We start from the raw sequence: 16247 nt of genomic DNA, 5'->3' as shown, positions 1-16247 counted from the left end.
GCAGCCAGTACAGCTGAAGTAACTTTCTTATTACTTTTGCTGTGTCGAATATGCCCTTTTAAGTCTCAGAGTGTACGGAGTCACTATTTTTCACCACAAAGGCCAGTAGTTCCGTGTTTGTTATGTAATCGTTCGTCCTTTGTTTGTGTGGTTCGCTGATTTGTCCGGTTTTTCAACACTAAAACACGAAAGACTTTTTAGTCCCACGTAAGGGGCACGAACCACACTAATGTGGATGCTTTCACGTCAAAACACTAAACAACCTCCCAAAGGCACGAACCTCACTAAATTAAATTGAAACACTAGAAAAAGCATTAATTTCATGCCGTTCTCGTGTTTCAATCCTTTAGTGTTTTAGTGCCATTGGAGAGGTTGTTTCGTGTTTTAAGCGCCAGGCATGGAACTTAGTGATTTTAGTGCCCTTACGTGGGATATAAAAGAATTCGTGTTTTCGTGTGGAAAAACCGACGGGCAGTACGAAAATCGAAAAAATGGCAAAGGACCACTAAACAAACACGGAACTACTGGCCTTTGCGGTGAAAAATAGTGTCCTCTGTGCCATTAAAAAGTTTAAAATACAGGAGTAATTCAACACAGCATTAATAAATAAAGAAAAAAGATAAGTGACTTTTTACTGTTTGTCCATGAGATGGCATGCGACGAAGTGCTCTCCGCCGATATCCTTCAGCTCCGGCTCGACCTTATCACAGATGTCCATCCGCTTGCTGCACCGGGTATGGAACCGGCAGCCGCTGGGCGGGTTGATCGGCGTCGGGACGTCGCCCTCCAGGATGATGCGGCAACACTTGTGGTCCGGGTCAGGGACTGGAATGGCCGAGAGCAGCGCCTCCGTATACGGGTGCAGGGGCTTATCGAAAAGCTCGTCGGTCTTCGCCGACTCCACGATCTTGCCCAGGTACATGACCGCCACACGGTCGCTCAGGTACTTGACCACGATCAGGTTATGTGAAATAAACAGGTAGGTCAGGCCCAGCTCCCTCTGGAGATCTTTGAGCTCGTTCAGGATCTGCGACTGCACGGACACGTCAAGCGACGACGTGGGCTCATCGAGCACGATGAACTGGGGGTTGAGCGCGAGGGCCCGGGCGATGCAGATGCGCTGCCGCTGGCCGCCGCTGAACTCGTGGGGATACCGATAGGCATGCATGGGATTTAAGCCCACGGTCGTCAAAAGCTCATTCACACGCTTATCCAGCTCGGGGCCTTTTTTCATGCCGTTGATGATGAGCGGCTCCGCGATGATATCCTTTGTCAGCATGCGGGGGTTCAGTGCCGACGTGGGGTCCTGGAACACGATCTGCATATCGTGGCGCAGCTTCCGCATGTCCTTATTATTGTATTTCAGGATATTCTCATTGTTAAAGTATATCTCGCCATCCGTCGGCTCGACCAGCCTCAGGATGGTCCGGCCCACGGTGGTCTTGCCACAGCCGCTTTCGCCGACAAGGCCCAGGGTCTCGCCCTTTTTTATATAAAGGTCCACGTTATCGACCGCTTTTACCTGCTGCACGGTACGCGAAAAAATACCGCCGACGATAGGGAAATAGGTCTTCAGGCCCTTAACTTCGATAAGCTTATCGCTCGTCGCCATTCAGCTCACCTTACCTTTTCCATCGTATAGATGGCACATGACGAAATGGCCCGGCTCAATCTCGAGGCAAGCGGGCTTTTCGACCTTGCATATATCCATCGCCTTACTGCAGCGCGGATGGAACCGACACCCCGGCGGAGGAGTGATCAGGTTAGGCACGGAACCGGGGATCGTATCTAGCCGCCGGTCCGTGTTTTGCGTGATCTTGGGTATGGAACTGATCAGGCCTACGGTATACGGGTGGAGCGGCTTATAAAAAATCGATCGCACGTCGGCCAGCTCAATCACGTTGCCGGCATACATGACGCCTACACGGTCACAGATGTCGGCCACAACGCCCAGGTCATGCGTGATGATGAGGACAGTGGCGTTGATCTTATTCTTCAGATCGCGGATCAGTTCCAGTATCTGCGCCTGGATGGTCACGTCCAGAGCCGTAGTCGGCTCGTCCGCAATGAGGATCTGGGGCTGACACGACAATGCCATGGCGATCATCGCCCGCTGGAGCATGCCGCCCGAGAGTTCATAGGGATGGCTCTTTGCCACTCGCTCGGGATCAGGCACCTGGGTGAATTTGAGCATCTCGACCGCTTTTTTATTCGCGTCGGCTTTTTTCAGGTGCTGGTGCAGAATGAGAACTTCGCTGATCTGGTCCCCGATGGTGTACACGGGGTTAAACGAGGTCATGGGCTCCTGGAATATCATCGATATTTTATTGCCGCGAATGTTTCGCATCTCTTTCTCATTGATCTTCAGCAGGTCCTTATTATCAAACAGGATGCTGCCCTCGTCGATTCGTCCCGGAGGCCACTTGATCAGGCGCAGGATGGAGAGCGCCGTGACCGACTTACCGCAACCAGTTTCGCCGACGAGGCCGATGGTCTCGCCCTTGATAATATCCAGGTTTACTCCGTCGAGCGCTTTAACCACGCCTGTATAGGTGTAGAAGTTCGTCTTCAGGCCACGAATACTTAGAATAATATCAGACATTTTTATCTACCTCAGCGCCGCAACTTCGGGTCAAGAATATCTCGCAGGCCGTCGCCGAACAGGTTGAAGCCCAGCGTGATGAGCAGGATGACGAGGCCGGGGAACGTGGCTATCCACCACTGGCCGAAGAAATAGTTCGAACCATCGGACACCATGCGTCCCCACTCCGCCTGGCCGGGCTTTGCGCCAAAGCCAATGAAGCTCAAGCCTGCCGCCGTAAGGATAGCACCGCCCACATCCATTGTCGCCTGTACGATGATGGGCGAGATCGAGTTAGGCAGGATGTGCCGAAACATGATGCGCGTATTGCTCGCGCCGAGCGCCCGGGCCGCTTCCACATATTTATTCTCCCGGATGGAGAGTACCTGGCCCCGTACCAGACGGGCATAGGACGGCCACCATGTGATGGTCATCGCAAACATGACATTTTCCAGGCTCCTGCCCAGCGCCGCACAGACGACCATCGCCAGAACCAGGTATGGGAAGGAGAGGAAAATATCCGTGATCCGCATCATTAGCTCATCGACCGCGCCGCCATAATATCCTGAGATGATGCCGATAATCGTTCCCACGATGACAGCGGAAATGACGACGGCGAAGCCCACGGGCATAGAAAGCCGCGAGCCCCAGATGACCCGGCTAAATACATCAGCGCCCCGGTCATCTGTGCCAAACAAGTGCTGCAGGCTCGGCGCTTCCTTCATATGGTTCCAATCCCAGTCCATCGGCCCATATGGGGCGATGTATGGGGCAAATATCATGATTAATAAGAATACCAGAACGGTCAGCAGCCCGACGATTGCCAGCGGGCTCCTCGAGAACATGTGGAAGGAATACCGGAACTCCTTGATCCGGGACTCGTGCTTTTCCTTCCACTCATCTATGAAGCCCTTCTTCTTTGGCGGCTCGCTCGGTTTTTCTACCGGCTTTTCCAGGATTGCTTTTGTATCGACCGCCATCGTGATCACCCGAATTTGACCCGCGGGTCAAGATAAGCGTACAGGATATCCACGACGAGGTTCATCAAGACGTAAGCGAACACGACGATCAGCGTAAATCCCATGATGGAGGGGAAATCATTAGATGATATGGCGTGGACCGAATAGCGTCCAATCCCGGGCCACATGAAAATTGTTTCCGTCAGCACGGCCCCCGACAAAAGGCCGCCAAATGCCAGCCCCGCCATTGTCACTGCGGGGATCAGGGCATTCCGGAGCCCATGCTTTACGATGACTGTGGCCTCGGAGAGACCCTTGGCGCGCGCCGTCCGGATGAAATCTTGCGACATCACGTCGAGCATGCTCGATCGTGTCAGACGGGCGAAGATAGCCAGGGACGAATAGCCGAGACAGAAGGACGGCAGTATAAGATGGATCAGAGCCTGAGTGAATACATCCCACTGGCCGGCGAGGGAGCTATCGAGCAGGTAAAGCCCGGTGACCCGCGGCGGCGGAGACATAAATATGGGAAGCCGTCCGCCCAACGGTAGCCAGCCAAGCTGGAGATAGAATACGTACTGGAGTATCAGGGCGAACCAGAAGATGGGAACGGAAACGCCACAGAGGCTAAAGATACGGACGATATGGTCGATCACCTTATCTTTTTTTATGGCCGAGATGACGCCGATCGATATCCCTACCAGGAGCGTCAAGATCATGCTACAGATCGTCAGCTCCAGCGTCGCGGGGAAATAATCCGCCAGGCTATTGGCCACCGGGCGTCCGCCTTCTGAGGCGGAGAGGCCCAGGTCAAAATGGGATAGATCATCGAGATAATATAGATATTGAATGGGTATCGGGTCATTGAGATGGTGCTTCTCATAAATAACGGGATACAAGGACTTGGGTGTTTTATCAGTAATCCAGGCGGCAGCGGGGTCGCCGGATAAATGCGATAGTGTGAATGTGATGAATGTAACACCGATCAATACGGGGATGAGCAATAGAAGTCTGCGAATGATATAGTCTCGTAATTTCATGCCTGCACCACACCATTTTTACGTTAACCACTAAAAAATATTTAAGTGGCTGTAAATGTACAGCCACTTAGTTTACTTTTATACTATTTAGTCATATCCTTGTATATCAAGGCACTGTCCAGCGGGCAGTATACGTAGCCCTTCACGGTTGGCCCATGGACGAACACATTCTGCGGGATATCGAGCCAGATGTACGCATTGTCGTTCATGAGCTGTGTGTTGATCTGGTTATAGATATTGTCCAGCTGCGCCGGATCCGTCGTGTTCAGTGACTGCTTATAGAGCGCATCGACCTTCGGGTTGTTGTAGGCGATGTGCGCCGTATAGTAGCCCTGGCTGAATGCGAACGGGTTGACGAAGTTGTCCGAGGACGGGAAGTCGGCGATCCAGCCTAGCTGGAAGATCGGCATCGTGTGCGCCCTCTCCATCTTCAGGTACGTCGGCCAGTCGATCTCCTGGACGTTGACGGTGATGCCCAGGTCATAGCTCTCGAGTGACTGTTTCAACAGCAAGCAGGCGGTCTCACGGGCTGCGCTGCCGGTGTTGTAGTAGATGGTGAAGTTCGTCGGCTTGTCCTTGCTATAGCCCATCTGCTGTAACAGCTGCTTGGCATGGGTCGGGTTGTACGTGGGCGTTGGAGCCGAGGCGTTGTAGCCCAGCATACCCGACGGGATACAGCCATTGGGCGTGGTCGCGAAGCCATTCAGCACCTTGTTGCTGAAGGTGTTATAGTCGAAGGATTCGACGAAGGCCTCTCTCACGGTAACGTTGTCGAAGGGCGGTATGCGCTCGTTCATGCCGATGAAGTTAATCGTCATCGTCGGCGAATACACGTCGATCGCCGCAGCCGTGTCGTTCCTCAGCTCGCCGATGTGCATCGCGTTGTCGCCGAGGATGTAGTCCGCGTCGCCTTTGTCCAGCGCAAGCTTACGGTCAGCCCATTCCGAGACGTAGCGGATGATGACCTGAGATGGCTTGGCAGGCGTTCCCCAATAATTGTCATTCCGGACCATGGTGATGTGGTCCTTGTGCTGCCACTCCTTGAAGACGAACGGGCCGGTGCCGACGAGATGCTCGTTGGCCCAGGTGCTCTGGTTGTTTGGCGAGTAGCCGCCATTCAGCTGGTCAGCCGTCGGGCTGATGATCGAGCAGCCGGCGAAGGACATCGCATAGAGCCAGGCCGAGTACGGCGACTCAAGGTGCATCCTGACCGTGGTCTCGTTCACGACTTCAACCGCATTCTTGGCCAGGTAGGCCTTGACATCGGCGTCCGTGAAGTTAGAGGCCATGTACTCAGGGCCGCCCAGGATATACGGTGAAATGTCCGAAGCATACGGGCCCTGGTTCATGATGACGCCCCGGTCAAACGTATACTTGACAGCGGAGGCATTGAACTTGGTGCCATCCTGGAAGTAGACGCCGTCACGGAGATGGAACGTGTAGGTCAAACCATCCGGGGAAACATCCCAGGACGTGGCCAGTATACCAACGGGGTGGACCGTGTCCGTACCATTGAAATAGATCAGCGTTTCGGCACAGTTCTGTACAATTTCATAGCTGGCCGAATCATATGCGAAAGCCGGGTCCAAAGATTCCGGCTCTCCGGCCTCCATATTAACTATAGTATAGTTCTTAGCCGGGGTCGCACTCGCCGTCGGTGAAGTCGTCGGGCTCGTACATCCAGAAACGAATGCTACGGTCGCTACCACGACTAAAGCGATAACGAATAGGATCCCTAATCTCTTATCCATATTTTCACCTCATACGTATAATATTAGAATTGTTGGGTTCACGATATTTCGGTAACCAACAGCTTAACCAAGATATCAAATTCTTCTTATTTATTGTTATCGGGGGGAAAGACAATATATATGAGCTTTAAATAAAAAATCGAAAAGAAACTCAAACGCTCATGTTTATACTAGAATGTTTTTTATTGAGCATTCGGATAAAAGCAAAGTTTTAAAAATCATCGGGATATTCTATACGGCGTAATACGAGGATTGGCAGGATGTATCATCTGGAATGCATCAAGTGCGGCGCGAAATATCCCGCCGACGAGGTCATCTACACGTGTAAAAAGTGCGACGGCCTGCTGGACGTCGTGTACGATTATTCGAAGATCCATCTGGCCCGGGAAGACTTGAAGGGCCCGCTGTCGGTCTGGAAATATAAGGCATTGCTTCCCATTAGCCGTGAGCCGGTCACTCTCAAGGAAGGCGGCACCCCCGTCTACCACATGAAAAAGATCGGCGCCGAGATCGGCCTCAAGGAAGCCTATGCAAAGCACGAGGGCATGAACCCCTCGGGGTCGTTCAAGGACCGCGGCATGACCGTGGGCGTCACTAAGGCCCTGGAGCTGGGCATGAAGAGCGTGGCCTGCGCCTCGACGGGCAACACGTCCGCGTCGCTCGCCGTCTATGGCGCCCGCGCCGGCATCCCCGTCATCGTGCTGCTGCCGCAGGGCAAGGTCGCCCTGGGCAAGGTCGCCCAGGCGCTGATGCACGGAGCCAAGGTCATCAGCATCAAGGGTAACTTCGACGACGCGCTGAGATTAGTCCGAGAGCTGTGCGTCGAGAACGGCATATACTTACTCAATTCCATTAATCCTTTCCGGCTGGAAGGCCAGAAGACCATCGGCTTCGAGATCGTCGATTTCTTCGGCTGGGAAGTGCCCGACCGGATCATATTGCCGGTGGGCAACGCCGGAAATATCACCGCGATCTTCAAGGGATTAAACGAGATGAAGAATCTCGGCATCATCGACCGCATACCGAAGATGACCGGCATACAGGCTGAAGGCAGCGCCCCGATAGTAAAGGCGATAAAGTCGGGCGCGAAGGAGATCACGGCCGAAGAGCACCCTGAGACCGTTGCCACGGCAATCCGCATCGGCGACCCGGTGAACGCGGTCAAGGCGCTCAACGCGATCCGAAAATCCGGCGGCACCGCCGAGACGGTGACGGACGAAGAGATCCTTAACGCCCAGAAGATGCTCGCCGTAAAAGAGGGCATCGGCGTCGAGCCGGCGTCGGCCGCTTCCGTGGCGGGCCTGATAAAATTGAGGAACATGGGCGTCATCGAGGACGATGAGCGCGTCGTGTGTGTCGTTACGGGCCACCTGCTTAAGGACCCCGAGACCGTCATCAAGAACTGTGATAAGCCCATCGAGGTCGAAGCGAGTGAAGCGGCGATCGAAAAAGTCCTGGGACTCAACAAGGTAAAAATCCGGACAAAATAATTCCGGATTTTAATCAGATCTTTTTTTATTATAAGCCACAGGACAAATTATACATATAAGGCGCTATATCATCCTTATAGGCCAAATAAATGGTAAGCAGCCGCACGTTATTTCTGACCATCGGCCTCATCGCCGTCATCGCATTATTATCAGCCCCCCGGGTGGCACGGGCGGATAATAACATGACTGTCGTGAAGCCGCTCATCGCCGCAGGCTCCTATGGTACCGGCCAGGGGCAGATCGACACGCCGGTAAACATCCGGGTGGACGCTGACGATAACGTATATATTTTGCAGCATATCTACTCCGATAACGTGCATTTCCGGAGCCAGATCACGGTATATGACCGGGACCTGGCGATGGTCCGGTCATTCTACGTTTTGAAAAAGAACATGGGCGATCAGGGCGGAGATAGCGCTCCGGGAGGGTACTATTACGATAACCTGGCCGAATCCTTTGAGGTCGGCGATAACGGCCTGATCTATATTCTGTGCGGCTGGGACGTGGTCGTCATGGATTCAAACGGCGTCTACGTGAACCAGTTCCCGGTCCAGTCCTTCATGGCCTGGATCGATAAGAGCGGCGGTGACACGAAATTCTATTATCCTCACGGCATAACTCTGACCAGGGACGGATACGTGGCCATCACCAGCGGAGATACGCCGTCCAGGCACGAGATAATCCTGATATACCCGGACGGCCGCCTCTACCGGAAGATCACGACGTCCTGGAACATGAAGGACATGGTCCGTGACGGGAACTACAGCCTATATATCACGGATTCGGACCGGAATGCCGTCCATGTCTATGACCCCACGCTTACAAAGGAAAAGGATATCCCGCTCGATTTTAACGGAACGTATAGTGGCAGCGCGGCATCACTGGCTATCATGCCCGGGGGCAACATCACGGCGAGCGCGAACGGCATATTCATATATAACAACGATGGCATCCGGCTCGCTCAATTCGTGGATAATAACCTGACCGAGAATAATAAGAGCTGGGGCCGGCCCATAGCGGCCAATTCGTCGGCCTGGATCATCGTAGCAAGCGGTAAGGCCGATGCGAACCGTACGCCGCAGCCTCTGCTCCTTTATAAGTACGACGCGAGTCAGGCCTACCTGTTTAAGGCTCCCGAAGCGGTCAATACGGTTAATAATACGATATGGGTTGTTCTGGGCGTCGGATTTATAGCCATACTGGCTCTAGTATGGATCGTCGGCTTTTTCCTGTTATTTAAAAATCGACCTTAACCGTCGCGAGGATTTATGATGATGCCCCCCGTTTATTTTCTTGTCGCGGAAGATAAACGACTGCGACATACATGCATTTGATCATCTATTGCCGATGGTAAATGCTTTACTGGGGGAAATTGTGTGCAGGCAGAAAAAACCGTAAACTCATGCTTTATACTGCCCATACTGCCGCATAAGATCGGCAACGTGCGGGATTTCTGGGACGACGTGAGCGAAAAGTACCGCGAAGATACCGGGGACCAGCTCCGGGGCACGGGCGTTAAGCGGATGCTGGCATTTCTGCAGGCCATGCCCGAAAAGGGGGATTACCTCGTCTTATTCCTGCAATCAGCCCATAGCCTGGGCGAGACTCTCAAGGAAATTTTCTCCACGGACGTGGAGTACTCCAGGTATCTGACGGACCAGTTCAAGGACTTCACCGGCATCGACATGGCCCGGGAGGAAAGCCTGCCCGATGTCCAGATGCTGATGGACTGGAAGGATACCCGCCAGTACCTGGAAGAAAAGGATATGCTCAAGATGCCCTGGTGTTTCGCAGTGCCTATCCTGCCTGGCAAGACGGAGGAGCTCCTGAGGATACTAAAAGAGGCGGAAAATACCCGGATGCCAGAAATCGAGGATATGATGCGGCATCACGATATTATCCGTAGCCTGACATGCCTGCAGCGCACGAAGGACGGCGATTTTATGGTGCGGCATATCATCGCGTCGAACCCGCTGGATGACCTGATAGAAGCATATACTGCATGTAACAATAAAACGTGCGCGATCGCCAGAAAGATGATAAAGGAGTTCACAGGCCTCGACTTTGCAGATCCAAAACATAAGCCGCACGTGGAGCTGCTCTTCAAGTGGGACGAGACTCGGGGCTTCGAAACGGCAGACCAGGTCATTGCCTATACGGAATAAGGTCCTGTAAATAATAAAAAAGAAGGGACACCGTTATTCGGTGCACTGGACGACGCGCTCGCTGATGATATTGCCATCTTTAAGCTCGTAGATGTACTTTCGCTTGGTGTTCAGGCAGTAGACGGAAGTCTCGATAACGCCTTTTTTCTTGTCTGACGCGCTGGTGTTGTTGTATTTCATGTTATCACCTGGATTGCCTTAAGAGTAGAGCTCGTAGTCCTTGCTATACCCCCGTTTTTCATAATTGTTCGATGATCAAAGGCTTAATGATCAAACATCGAAGGTTAATCGTTCAATGCAACGATGTTATATAAACTTTTCACTCTAATCACTCGGGCAACTATGCCGGCTTTTTTTAGGATGAACAAATTAAGGCGGAATATTTATACCTTGTAATTACTTATATGGTTTTCCTTCGCATGTTAAGCGTGAAATTTATGACCATTCGATATTCAATTTAGCAATTGATTTAAGTACGACCATCCCCTATTTTATAAAGATGGGTTGGTATGGCAGCGATAACGATCTATGACGGCGCCGAGACCATAGGCGGCAATAAGATCTATGTTGAAGAGAATGGGCGGGGCGTTTTCCTCGACTTCGGGATGAACTTCGCCCGGCGTAACGCCTACTTTGACGATTTTCTCAGCGAAAGAAGCGGCCGTGGCATCCACGACCTCGTCAGCCTGGGCATGATACCGCCGATTAATATATACCGCCAAGACCTTGTTCCCGCCGATATGGACGGACTTGTATCCGGTTTTCCTAAGATTAACGTTGAAGCTGTCCTTTTGAGCCATGCGCACGTAGACCATAACGGCAATATCGGCCTGCTGGACCCGGCCATTCCAGTCGTCGCTTCTGCTACGAGCGTGGCTATCATGAAGGCGATGCGTGATATCGGCCAGGCGGATGTCGCTCAGGAAGTTGCCTACATGTCGGTGCGTAAGCGGGATAATACGGGGCTGTATCTTAGCGCTGACAGTAAAGTGCCTTATAGGGGACGGGACTTTTGTTGCCCGGACGGCTGCCCTGCCGAGCTGGGCGAGTTTTTATCCCGGCGGCCCGGAGGGGATAGCGGCCGGGCGAAGAGCTTCGACGGCTGCGGCCTGTCCGGCATTGACGGCCTGGAGCTGCCGTTTGAGGTGAAGACTTTTAACGTTAACCATTCTATCTATGGCGCGCTGGCTTATACGCTGAAGGGCGAGGGCGCTTCCATTGCCTATACGGGCGATTTCCGCATCGGCGATAACGCTAAGGAGATGCCCGATTTCATTAAGGAAGCCAGGAGCTCGGACGTTCTTATCATTGAAGGTACCCGGACCGGCCGTGAGGGCGACGTGGAGGTTACCGAGTCAACGGTGCACGATACCTGCCGTGCTACCGCCGAAGATGTGAAAGGCTTGATCATCGCTGATTTTGGGGCCAGGAACTTCGAGCGCCTGGAAATATTTAGAAGAATTGCGCAGGAGACGGGGCGCCAGCTCGTGATCACCGCGAAGGACGCTTACGGGCTCTACGCCATCGAATGCGCCGACGGCGCATGCCGGATGAACGACGTTTTGGTCTATGACGAGATCAAGGATAAGACGAAGAGTAAGTATGAGACGGACACGCTGGCCAGGCAATGCCCGATTACCTATGTCAGCCATCTGGATATTAAAAATAATCCCGGGAATTATATCCTCTGCTTTTCGTTTTTCGATATGAAGCAGTTGCTGGATATCGAGCCCGAGGGAGGCGCATATATCTATTCTGCTTGTGAGGCGTTCTCCGAGGAGCAGGAGATCGACTTTGGCAAGCTGAAAAACTGGCTGGACCACTTTGACATTAAACCCTATGGTTTCTCGTATGGGGAGAATGGTCTGGAGTTCGATAAGGAGTATCACGCGTCCGGACATGCTTCACGGGAGGAGCTCGCCCGTGTTATCGATGCTGTAGACCCGGATGTTTTGATCCCGGTACATACGGAAAACCATGACTGGTTTATAGAGAAATGGGAGCAGACCCGGCAAATGACGAATGGCGAGAGGTTTAATTTATAATTGTTTTAGTGAGTGTTAGCGCCTTTCGCTGGATGTTTCGTCTTTGTGACTTACGTACAGCCCTTCGGTTTTTAATTTGCGACTCACGTACAGCCCTTCGTTTTTTATTTTGTGACTTACGTACGGCCCTTCGGTTTTTAAACACGAAGACACTAAACTCTTTTTAGATTTACGAACACTAAACCGCGAAAACACTGTAAACACAATCAAGCCATGAAACCATGAAGACCCTATTAAATGAATTAAGCCACCAAGAACACGGTTAATAAGACACTAACGAACGACTTAAAACACGAAGTGCCACAAAACTAAGACAAAAAGTTAACGCTAATCTAGCATAGCGTTATCAAATAAGTTATTGTTAATTTATTATTCGGGATATGCCTTCTCCTATGTTAGCCGTATTGAAATTGATTAGCAATCCTAGTCTCAATCCGCTATGTTTGAGATATGTAAGAAGTTGATATCGGTGTAATGGTATAATATTTTCAACGACTTTTAATTCGAGTATTAAACAGTCATCTACGAGCATGTCCAGGATGTAGTACTCATCATCATATACGATACCGTCGTACTTGATGGGCAGTTTAACCTGTCTTTTCACCGTGCATCCCCTTTTCTTGAGCTCGATCTCCATGAACTTTTCATAATTCCTTTCAAGTAGTCCTTGCCCAAGCTTCATATGGACGTTAAAGGCAGAATCAACGGCATATCGAGCGGTATCCTCCACATGAGGAGGTATGGTTTCATACTTCTTATTAGGCGTGTTATTCATTTACATCACTCAATATTAATTGCAATATTGTGTAAATAATTAATATCATATTAAATTTTCGAATTGAAAGCTAAAACAGTCGTACTCTATTTGTCTTAATTTTGTGGCACTTCGTGTTTTAAGTCGTTCATTAGTGTCTTAATAACCGTGCACTTGGTGGCTTAATTCATTTAATTGTGATTTCACGTTTTCATGGTTTAATTGTGTTTACAGTGTCTTATTGTTTTAGTGTTCGTAAATCTAAAAAGAGTTTTGTGTCTTCGTGTTAAAAAACCGAAGGGCCGTACGTAAGTCGCAAAGACTAGAAACCGAGGGTTGTAATGAGTTAAAAGACAAAAGCCAAAGGCTTTACCTGAGTCGCTAAGTTATAATAAGGTTTTTTGTCATGTAGCATTTTCAGAAGTTAAATATATGTATTGGCTAAGCATTTATTTCAATTTGAATATGTCTAAGCCAGGCGTCCATATCATACCCGCCGGTCTGGAGTACGACCGTGTTGTAAAGCCTTTATTAAAGGATTTTACCGTATCGAAAGCATATTTATTGATCAACGAGAACCTGGGCAAGGATTTCGGCAAGCAGAAAGAGATCATCGACAGGTTCAGGCGCTCGATAAAGAAGGTCCCTATCGAATGGGAAGAAATCGAAGTCGATATTTACGATTTTAATAAAACGTTCCAGACGGTCTATTCTCTTATTAATAAGGAAGCCCTGGCGGGTAATCCGGTCTACATTAACATTTCTTCGTCGCCGAAGATCCTGCTGGTCGCCCTGATAATGGCGGCGTTCATGAATAAGGAGCACGGTGAAGTTGAGCTTTTTTACGTGGAGCCCGAGAAATATTACGATGGCGAGGTGGTCCATGCTATCATGCAGCTTCTCGATAAGAAGGCGGATGAGAAGAATATCGTCAATAATCTGAGGGAGCTTGCGAAGGAGATAGAGGCGCATGGCATGGCCGCAGGGGAGGCTCGTATCCATGAGTTCCCGCCTTTCCCTATTGCGGAGATTACGGATATCGAGTATGATATGCTGAGAGTCATCCGGGACGCTAATGTGCCTTCGACTAAGGACCAGGATCTGGCGGGCCAGGGCAGCGTAAGCTCGATAAAAGAGCTGAAAGAGCGGCTGGACGATAAGCTCGGGAAAGTGACTCCCAGGTCGAACGTGAAGTATTACCTGGATAACCTGCAGAGGATGGGCCTGGTGAGGACGGAGAGGGATAAGAAAGAATTGAATATCAGGCTTACGAAGGTCGGAGAGCTGTTCGCTGACACGAAAGGTTCAGCTTAGTTCTTTTTTTATTCAACTTCCAGGGACATTAAAGCTTCGCCATCCGCCGTTGCCAGAGATGGCGAAGCCCGTCCGGCAGGGTTTCGGCGGATATTATGGCATTTAAATGAGAGCGCCGAAGCCTGTGCCGGGCTATATATAGCCCCCCGTACGGGCCGCCGGGAGATTACCTGGCAAGCGGCTCGTACATAAAGTATTAAGTAGGTTGTATTATATAAAGTTATCTCATAGCATATAATTTTGTTACATATTTTCTGAATAAGTTTTTCCATAAAATATCTACTGTGTTGAATTACTCCCTTATTTTAAGCTTTTTAAGAGACGGAGGGCACTATTTTCACCACAAAGGCACGATGGCACAAAGGCCCACGGAGTTTTCTTTTTAAATTAAGTTACAAAGAACACAAAGCCGGTTCATTGGCGATCAGGATACGAAGGATACAAGGGCACAGTGGAATGAGCAAGAGCACATTTTGCCATCGTGCCTTCATATCCTGTATCTTATAAGTTCAAAAAGCGGCTTTGTGCCCTTTGTCTCTTAATTATAAAAAAGACTTTGTGAGCCTCCGTGCTCTTCGTGCCTTTGTGGTGAAAAATAGTGCCCTCCGTACACTCTGAGACTTAAAAGGCACAGCAAAAATATCTAATTATGTTTGCTCTTTTTCATTTCCCTTAGTTTTTCAAGGCTATCTCTGGCTGCCTTTATGCCCGGCTCCATTTCCACTAATTTCTCATATTCCTCGATGGCTTCATCGTATAGCTCGTCTTCTACGTATATCTGAGCCAGCATCCTGCGCGCTTCAAAATTATCGGGGTCGAGCTTGAGCGCCCTTTTTAGCTCTTTCCTCGCTTCCTTGAGCATGCCCTCTTCGGCATACGTGGCCCCAATATAATAATGAGGTAACGCGTTATCGGGATCGGTCTTCATGGCCTTTTTGAACATGCGTATGGCGTCTTCTATCATGCCGTGGTTGCTATAATATACGCCCAGAAAGTACATGGCGTCCAGGTATTTTGGCCGGATACGCAACACTTCCCGGAGCTCCTCGATGGCGCCCGGGTCGTCGTTCAGGTCGAGGAGGTAGGCGAGGTCGTAGTGATATTCGGCGTTTTTAGGGTCGAGGCTTATGGCTTTTCTAAGCTCGTCGACGACGCCTTCGGTGATGTTCATTAATATGAGGACGATGGCAAGCCAGTGGTGTGCTTCCGGATTATCGGGAGCTTTTTCTGCGGCCCTTCTGGCGGCCTTGAGCTCTTCGTCGGGAGACAGGCGGAGCTTCGGGACGTATTTGAGCCGGAATAATGAGCCTTTGTCGTGCGGGACGAAACGCAGGTTGCGCCTGAACTCTTCTATGGCTTCGGCGTATTTGCCGGTCTCAACGTATGCGGCCGCGAGACCGTAGTGGGCGAAAGCGTTGTCGGGCGCTATCTCAATGGTCTTTTTGAAGGCTTCGATGGCTTCTTTGTAGTGTTTTTTCTTATAGTTGACCATGGCCATGAGGAACCAGGGGTCCTGGCGGTCTGGCGCGGAGTCTGCTGCCTTTTTTAATGTTGCCATTGCTTTGTCGTCCTCGTGTAGCTGGAAATACTCCATGCCCAGGTTATACCAGGCGTCATAATTTTTACCGTCGAGCTTGAGGATCTCCCGGTATTCTTTTACGGCTTCTTCGTGCAGCTCCTGGCTGCGGTAGATGCTGGCGAGTAAGAGGCGCAGGTCGATGTTTGCCGGGTCTGCCTTGATCTGTTTCTTGAGGTCGTCTATTGTGGGGGCCGCGTTGAAGTCTTCGAACATATGTGCGTCAGTTAGTATATTGTATTCCTTATATAAGTTAACGTTAATCGAATTTTAAAAGGGGCGGTTATAATACTAAAGGACTAAACTCACATGAGATAGCCATAGCCTTAATAAAAGGTAAATGTCAGGGCTTCGAGGGCGGATAAGCCGAAGATTATGTGAGGATAACCCGGTCGATCTTTAATTCTATATATCCATAAAAGATCAGATAGCATCGTGATATAACCACAAAGGCACGGAGAGCACAGAGACGCACAGAGCCCGGTGGTTTGGGGTTTGAGGCACAGGGATAAAAGAGGCACGGAGAAAACCACGTCTTTATCTTACCCATATTAATTATAAGTCGATGCCGC

Annotated in this window: 13 protein-coding genes; 5 read left to right on the top strand and 8 right to left on the bottom strand. The window is 50.6% G+C overall.

Annotated elements, in window-relative coordinates; all coding sequences use genetic code 11:
- Nucleotides 1–631: 631 nt before the first annotated feature.
- The 5 genes from VMC84_RS09640 to VMC84_RS09620 all read right to left on the bottom strand — a co-directional run bounded on the left by VMC84_RS09640 (nt 632) and on the right by VMC84_RS09620 (nt 6331).
- The gene (locus VMC84_RS09640; RefSeq protein ID WP_325380042.1) at nt 632–1612 is read right to left on the bottom strand and encodes an ABC transporter ATP-binding protein; all 981 of its coding nucleotides are present in this window, start codon (nt 1610–1612) and stop codon (nt 632–634) included.
- Nucleotides 1613–2602: an ABC transporter ATP-binding protein gene (locus tag VMC84_RS09635; protein WP_325380040.1), complete on the bottom strand. Its 990-nt coding sequence runs from the start codon at nt 2600–2602 to the stop codon at nt 1613–1615.
- Nucleotides 2603–2613: 11 nt separating this feature from the next.
- A complete protein-coding gene (locus VMC84_RS09630; protein WP_325380038.1) occupies nt 2614–3561 on the bottom strand; it encodes an ABC transporter permease in 948 nt (315 codons plus the stop codon).
- A gap of 5 nt (nt 3562–3566) precedes the next feature.
- Nucleotides 3567–4580, bottom strand: a complete 1014-nt coding sequence (locus VMC84_RS09625; RefSeq protein ID WP_325380036.1) for an ABC transporter permease — start codon at nt 4578–4580, stop codon at nt 3567–3569.
- A gap of 83 nt (nt 4581–4663) precedes the next feature.
- The gene (locus tag VMC84_RS09620; RefSeq protein WP_325380034.1) at nt 4664–6331 is read right to left on the bottom strand and encodes an ABC transporter substrate-binding protein; all 1668 of its coding nucleotides are present in this window, start codon (nt 6329–6331) and stop codon (nt 4664–4666) included.
- 260 nt (nt 6332–6591) lie between these two features.
- On the opposite strand from VMC84_RS09620, the gene thrC reads away from it, so the two are divergent.
- The 3 genes from thrC (at nt 6592) to VMC84_RS09605 (ending at nt 9986) form a co-directional block, all read left to right on the top strand.
- Complete coding sequence (gene thrC, locus VMC84_RS09615) at nt 6592–7821, top strand: threonine synthase (protein ID WP_325380032.1); 1230 nt, start codon at nt 6592–6594, stop codon at nt 7819–7821.
- 89 nt (nt 7822–7910) lie between these two features.
- Nucleotides 7911–9074: a hypothetical protein gene (locus VMC84_RS09610; RefSeq protein ID WP_325380031.1), complete on the top strand. Its 1164-nt coding sequence runs from the start codon at nt 7911–7913 to the stop codon at nt 9072–9074.
- A gap of 123 nt (nt 9075–9197) precedes the next feature.
- A complete protein-coding gene (locus VMC84_RS09605) occupies nt 9198–9986 on the top strand; it encodes a hypothetical protein (protein ID WP_325380029.1) in 789 nt (262 codons plus the stop codon).
- Between the two features lie 33 nt (nt 9987–10019).
- Here VMC84_RS09605 and VMC84_RS09600 read toward each other — a convergent pair whose 3' ends face one another.
- A complete protein-coding gene (locus VMC84_RS09600; protein ID WP_325380027.1) occupies nt 10020–10166 on the bottom strand; it encodes a hypothetical protein in 147 nt (48 codons plus the stop codon).
- Between the two features lie 329 nt (nt 10167–10495).
- On the opposite strand from VMC84_RS09600, the gene VMC84_RS09595 reads away from it, so the two are divergent.
- Complete coding sequence (locus VMC84_RS09595) at nt 10496–12031, top strand: MBL fold metallo-hydrolase RNA specificity domain-containing protein (protein WP_325380025.1); 1536 nt, start codon at nt 10496–10498, stop codon at nt 12029–12031.
- Nucleotides 12032–12392: 361 nt separating this feature from the next.
- Here the strand turns inward: VMC84_RS09595 and VMC84_RS09590 are convergent, their stop codons facing one another.
- Nucleotides 12393–12806 carry a GxxExxY protein gene (locus tag VMC84_RS09590; RefSeq protein ID WP_325380023.1) on the bottom strand — a complete coding sequence of 138 codons (414 nt, stop codon included), beginning with the start codon at nt 12804–12806 and terminating at the stop codon, nt 12393–12395.
- A gap of 444 nt (nt 12807–13250) precedes the next feature.
- Between VMC84_RS09590 and VMC84_RS09585 the strand changes: the two genes are divergently transcribed.
- A complete protein-coding gene (locus VMC84_RS09585; protein ID WP_325380021.1) occupies nt 13251–14099 on the top strand; it encodes a DUF6293 family protein in 849 nt (282 codons plus the stop codon).
- 643 nt (nt 14100–14742) lie between these two features.
- On the opposite strand, the gene VMC84_RS09580 is transcribed toward VMC84_RS09585, so the two are convergent.
- A complete protein-coding gene (locus tag VMC84_RS09580; RefSeq protein ID WP_325380019.1) occupies nt 14743–15891 on the bottom strand; it encodes a tetratricopeptide repeat protein in 1149 nt (382 codons plus the stop codon).
- Between the last annotated feature and the right edge of the window lie 356 nt (nt 15892–16247).

Origin of the sequence: Methanocella sp., assembly GCF_035506375.1 — an archaeon.
GTDB lineage: Archaea > Halobacteriota > Methanocellia > Methanocellales > Methanocellaceae > Methanocella.
Note: the sequence above shows the minus strand (reverse complement) of the source record. Positions and strands in the feature narration are given on the sequence as shown.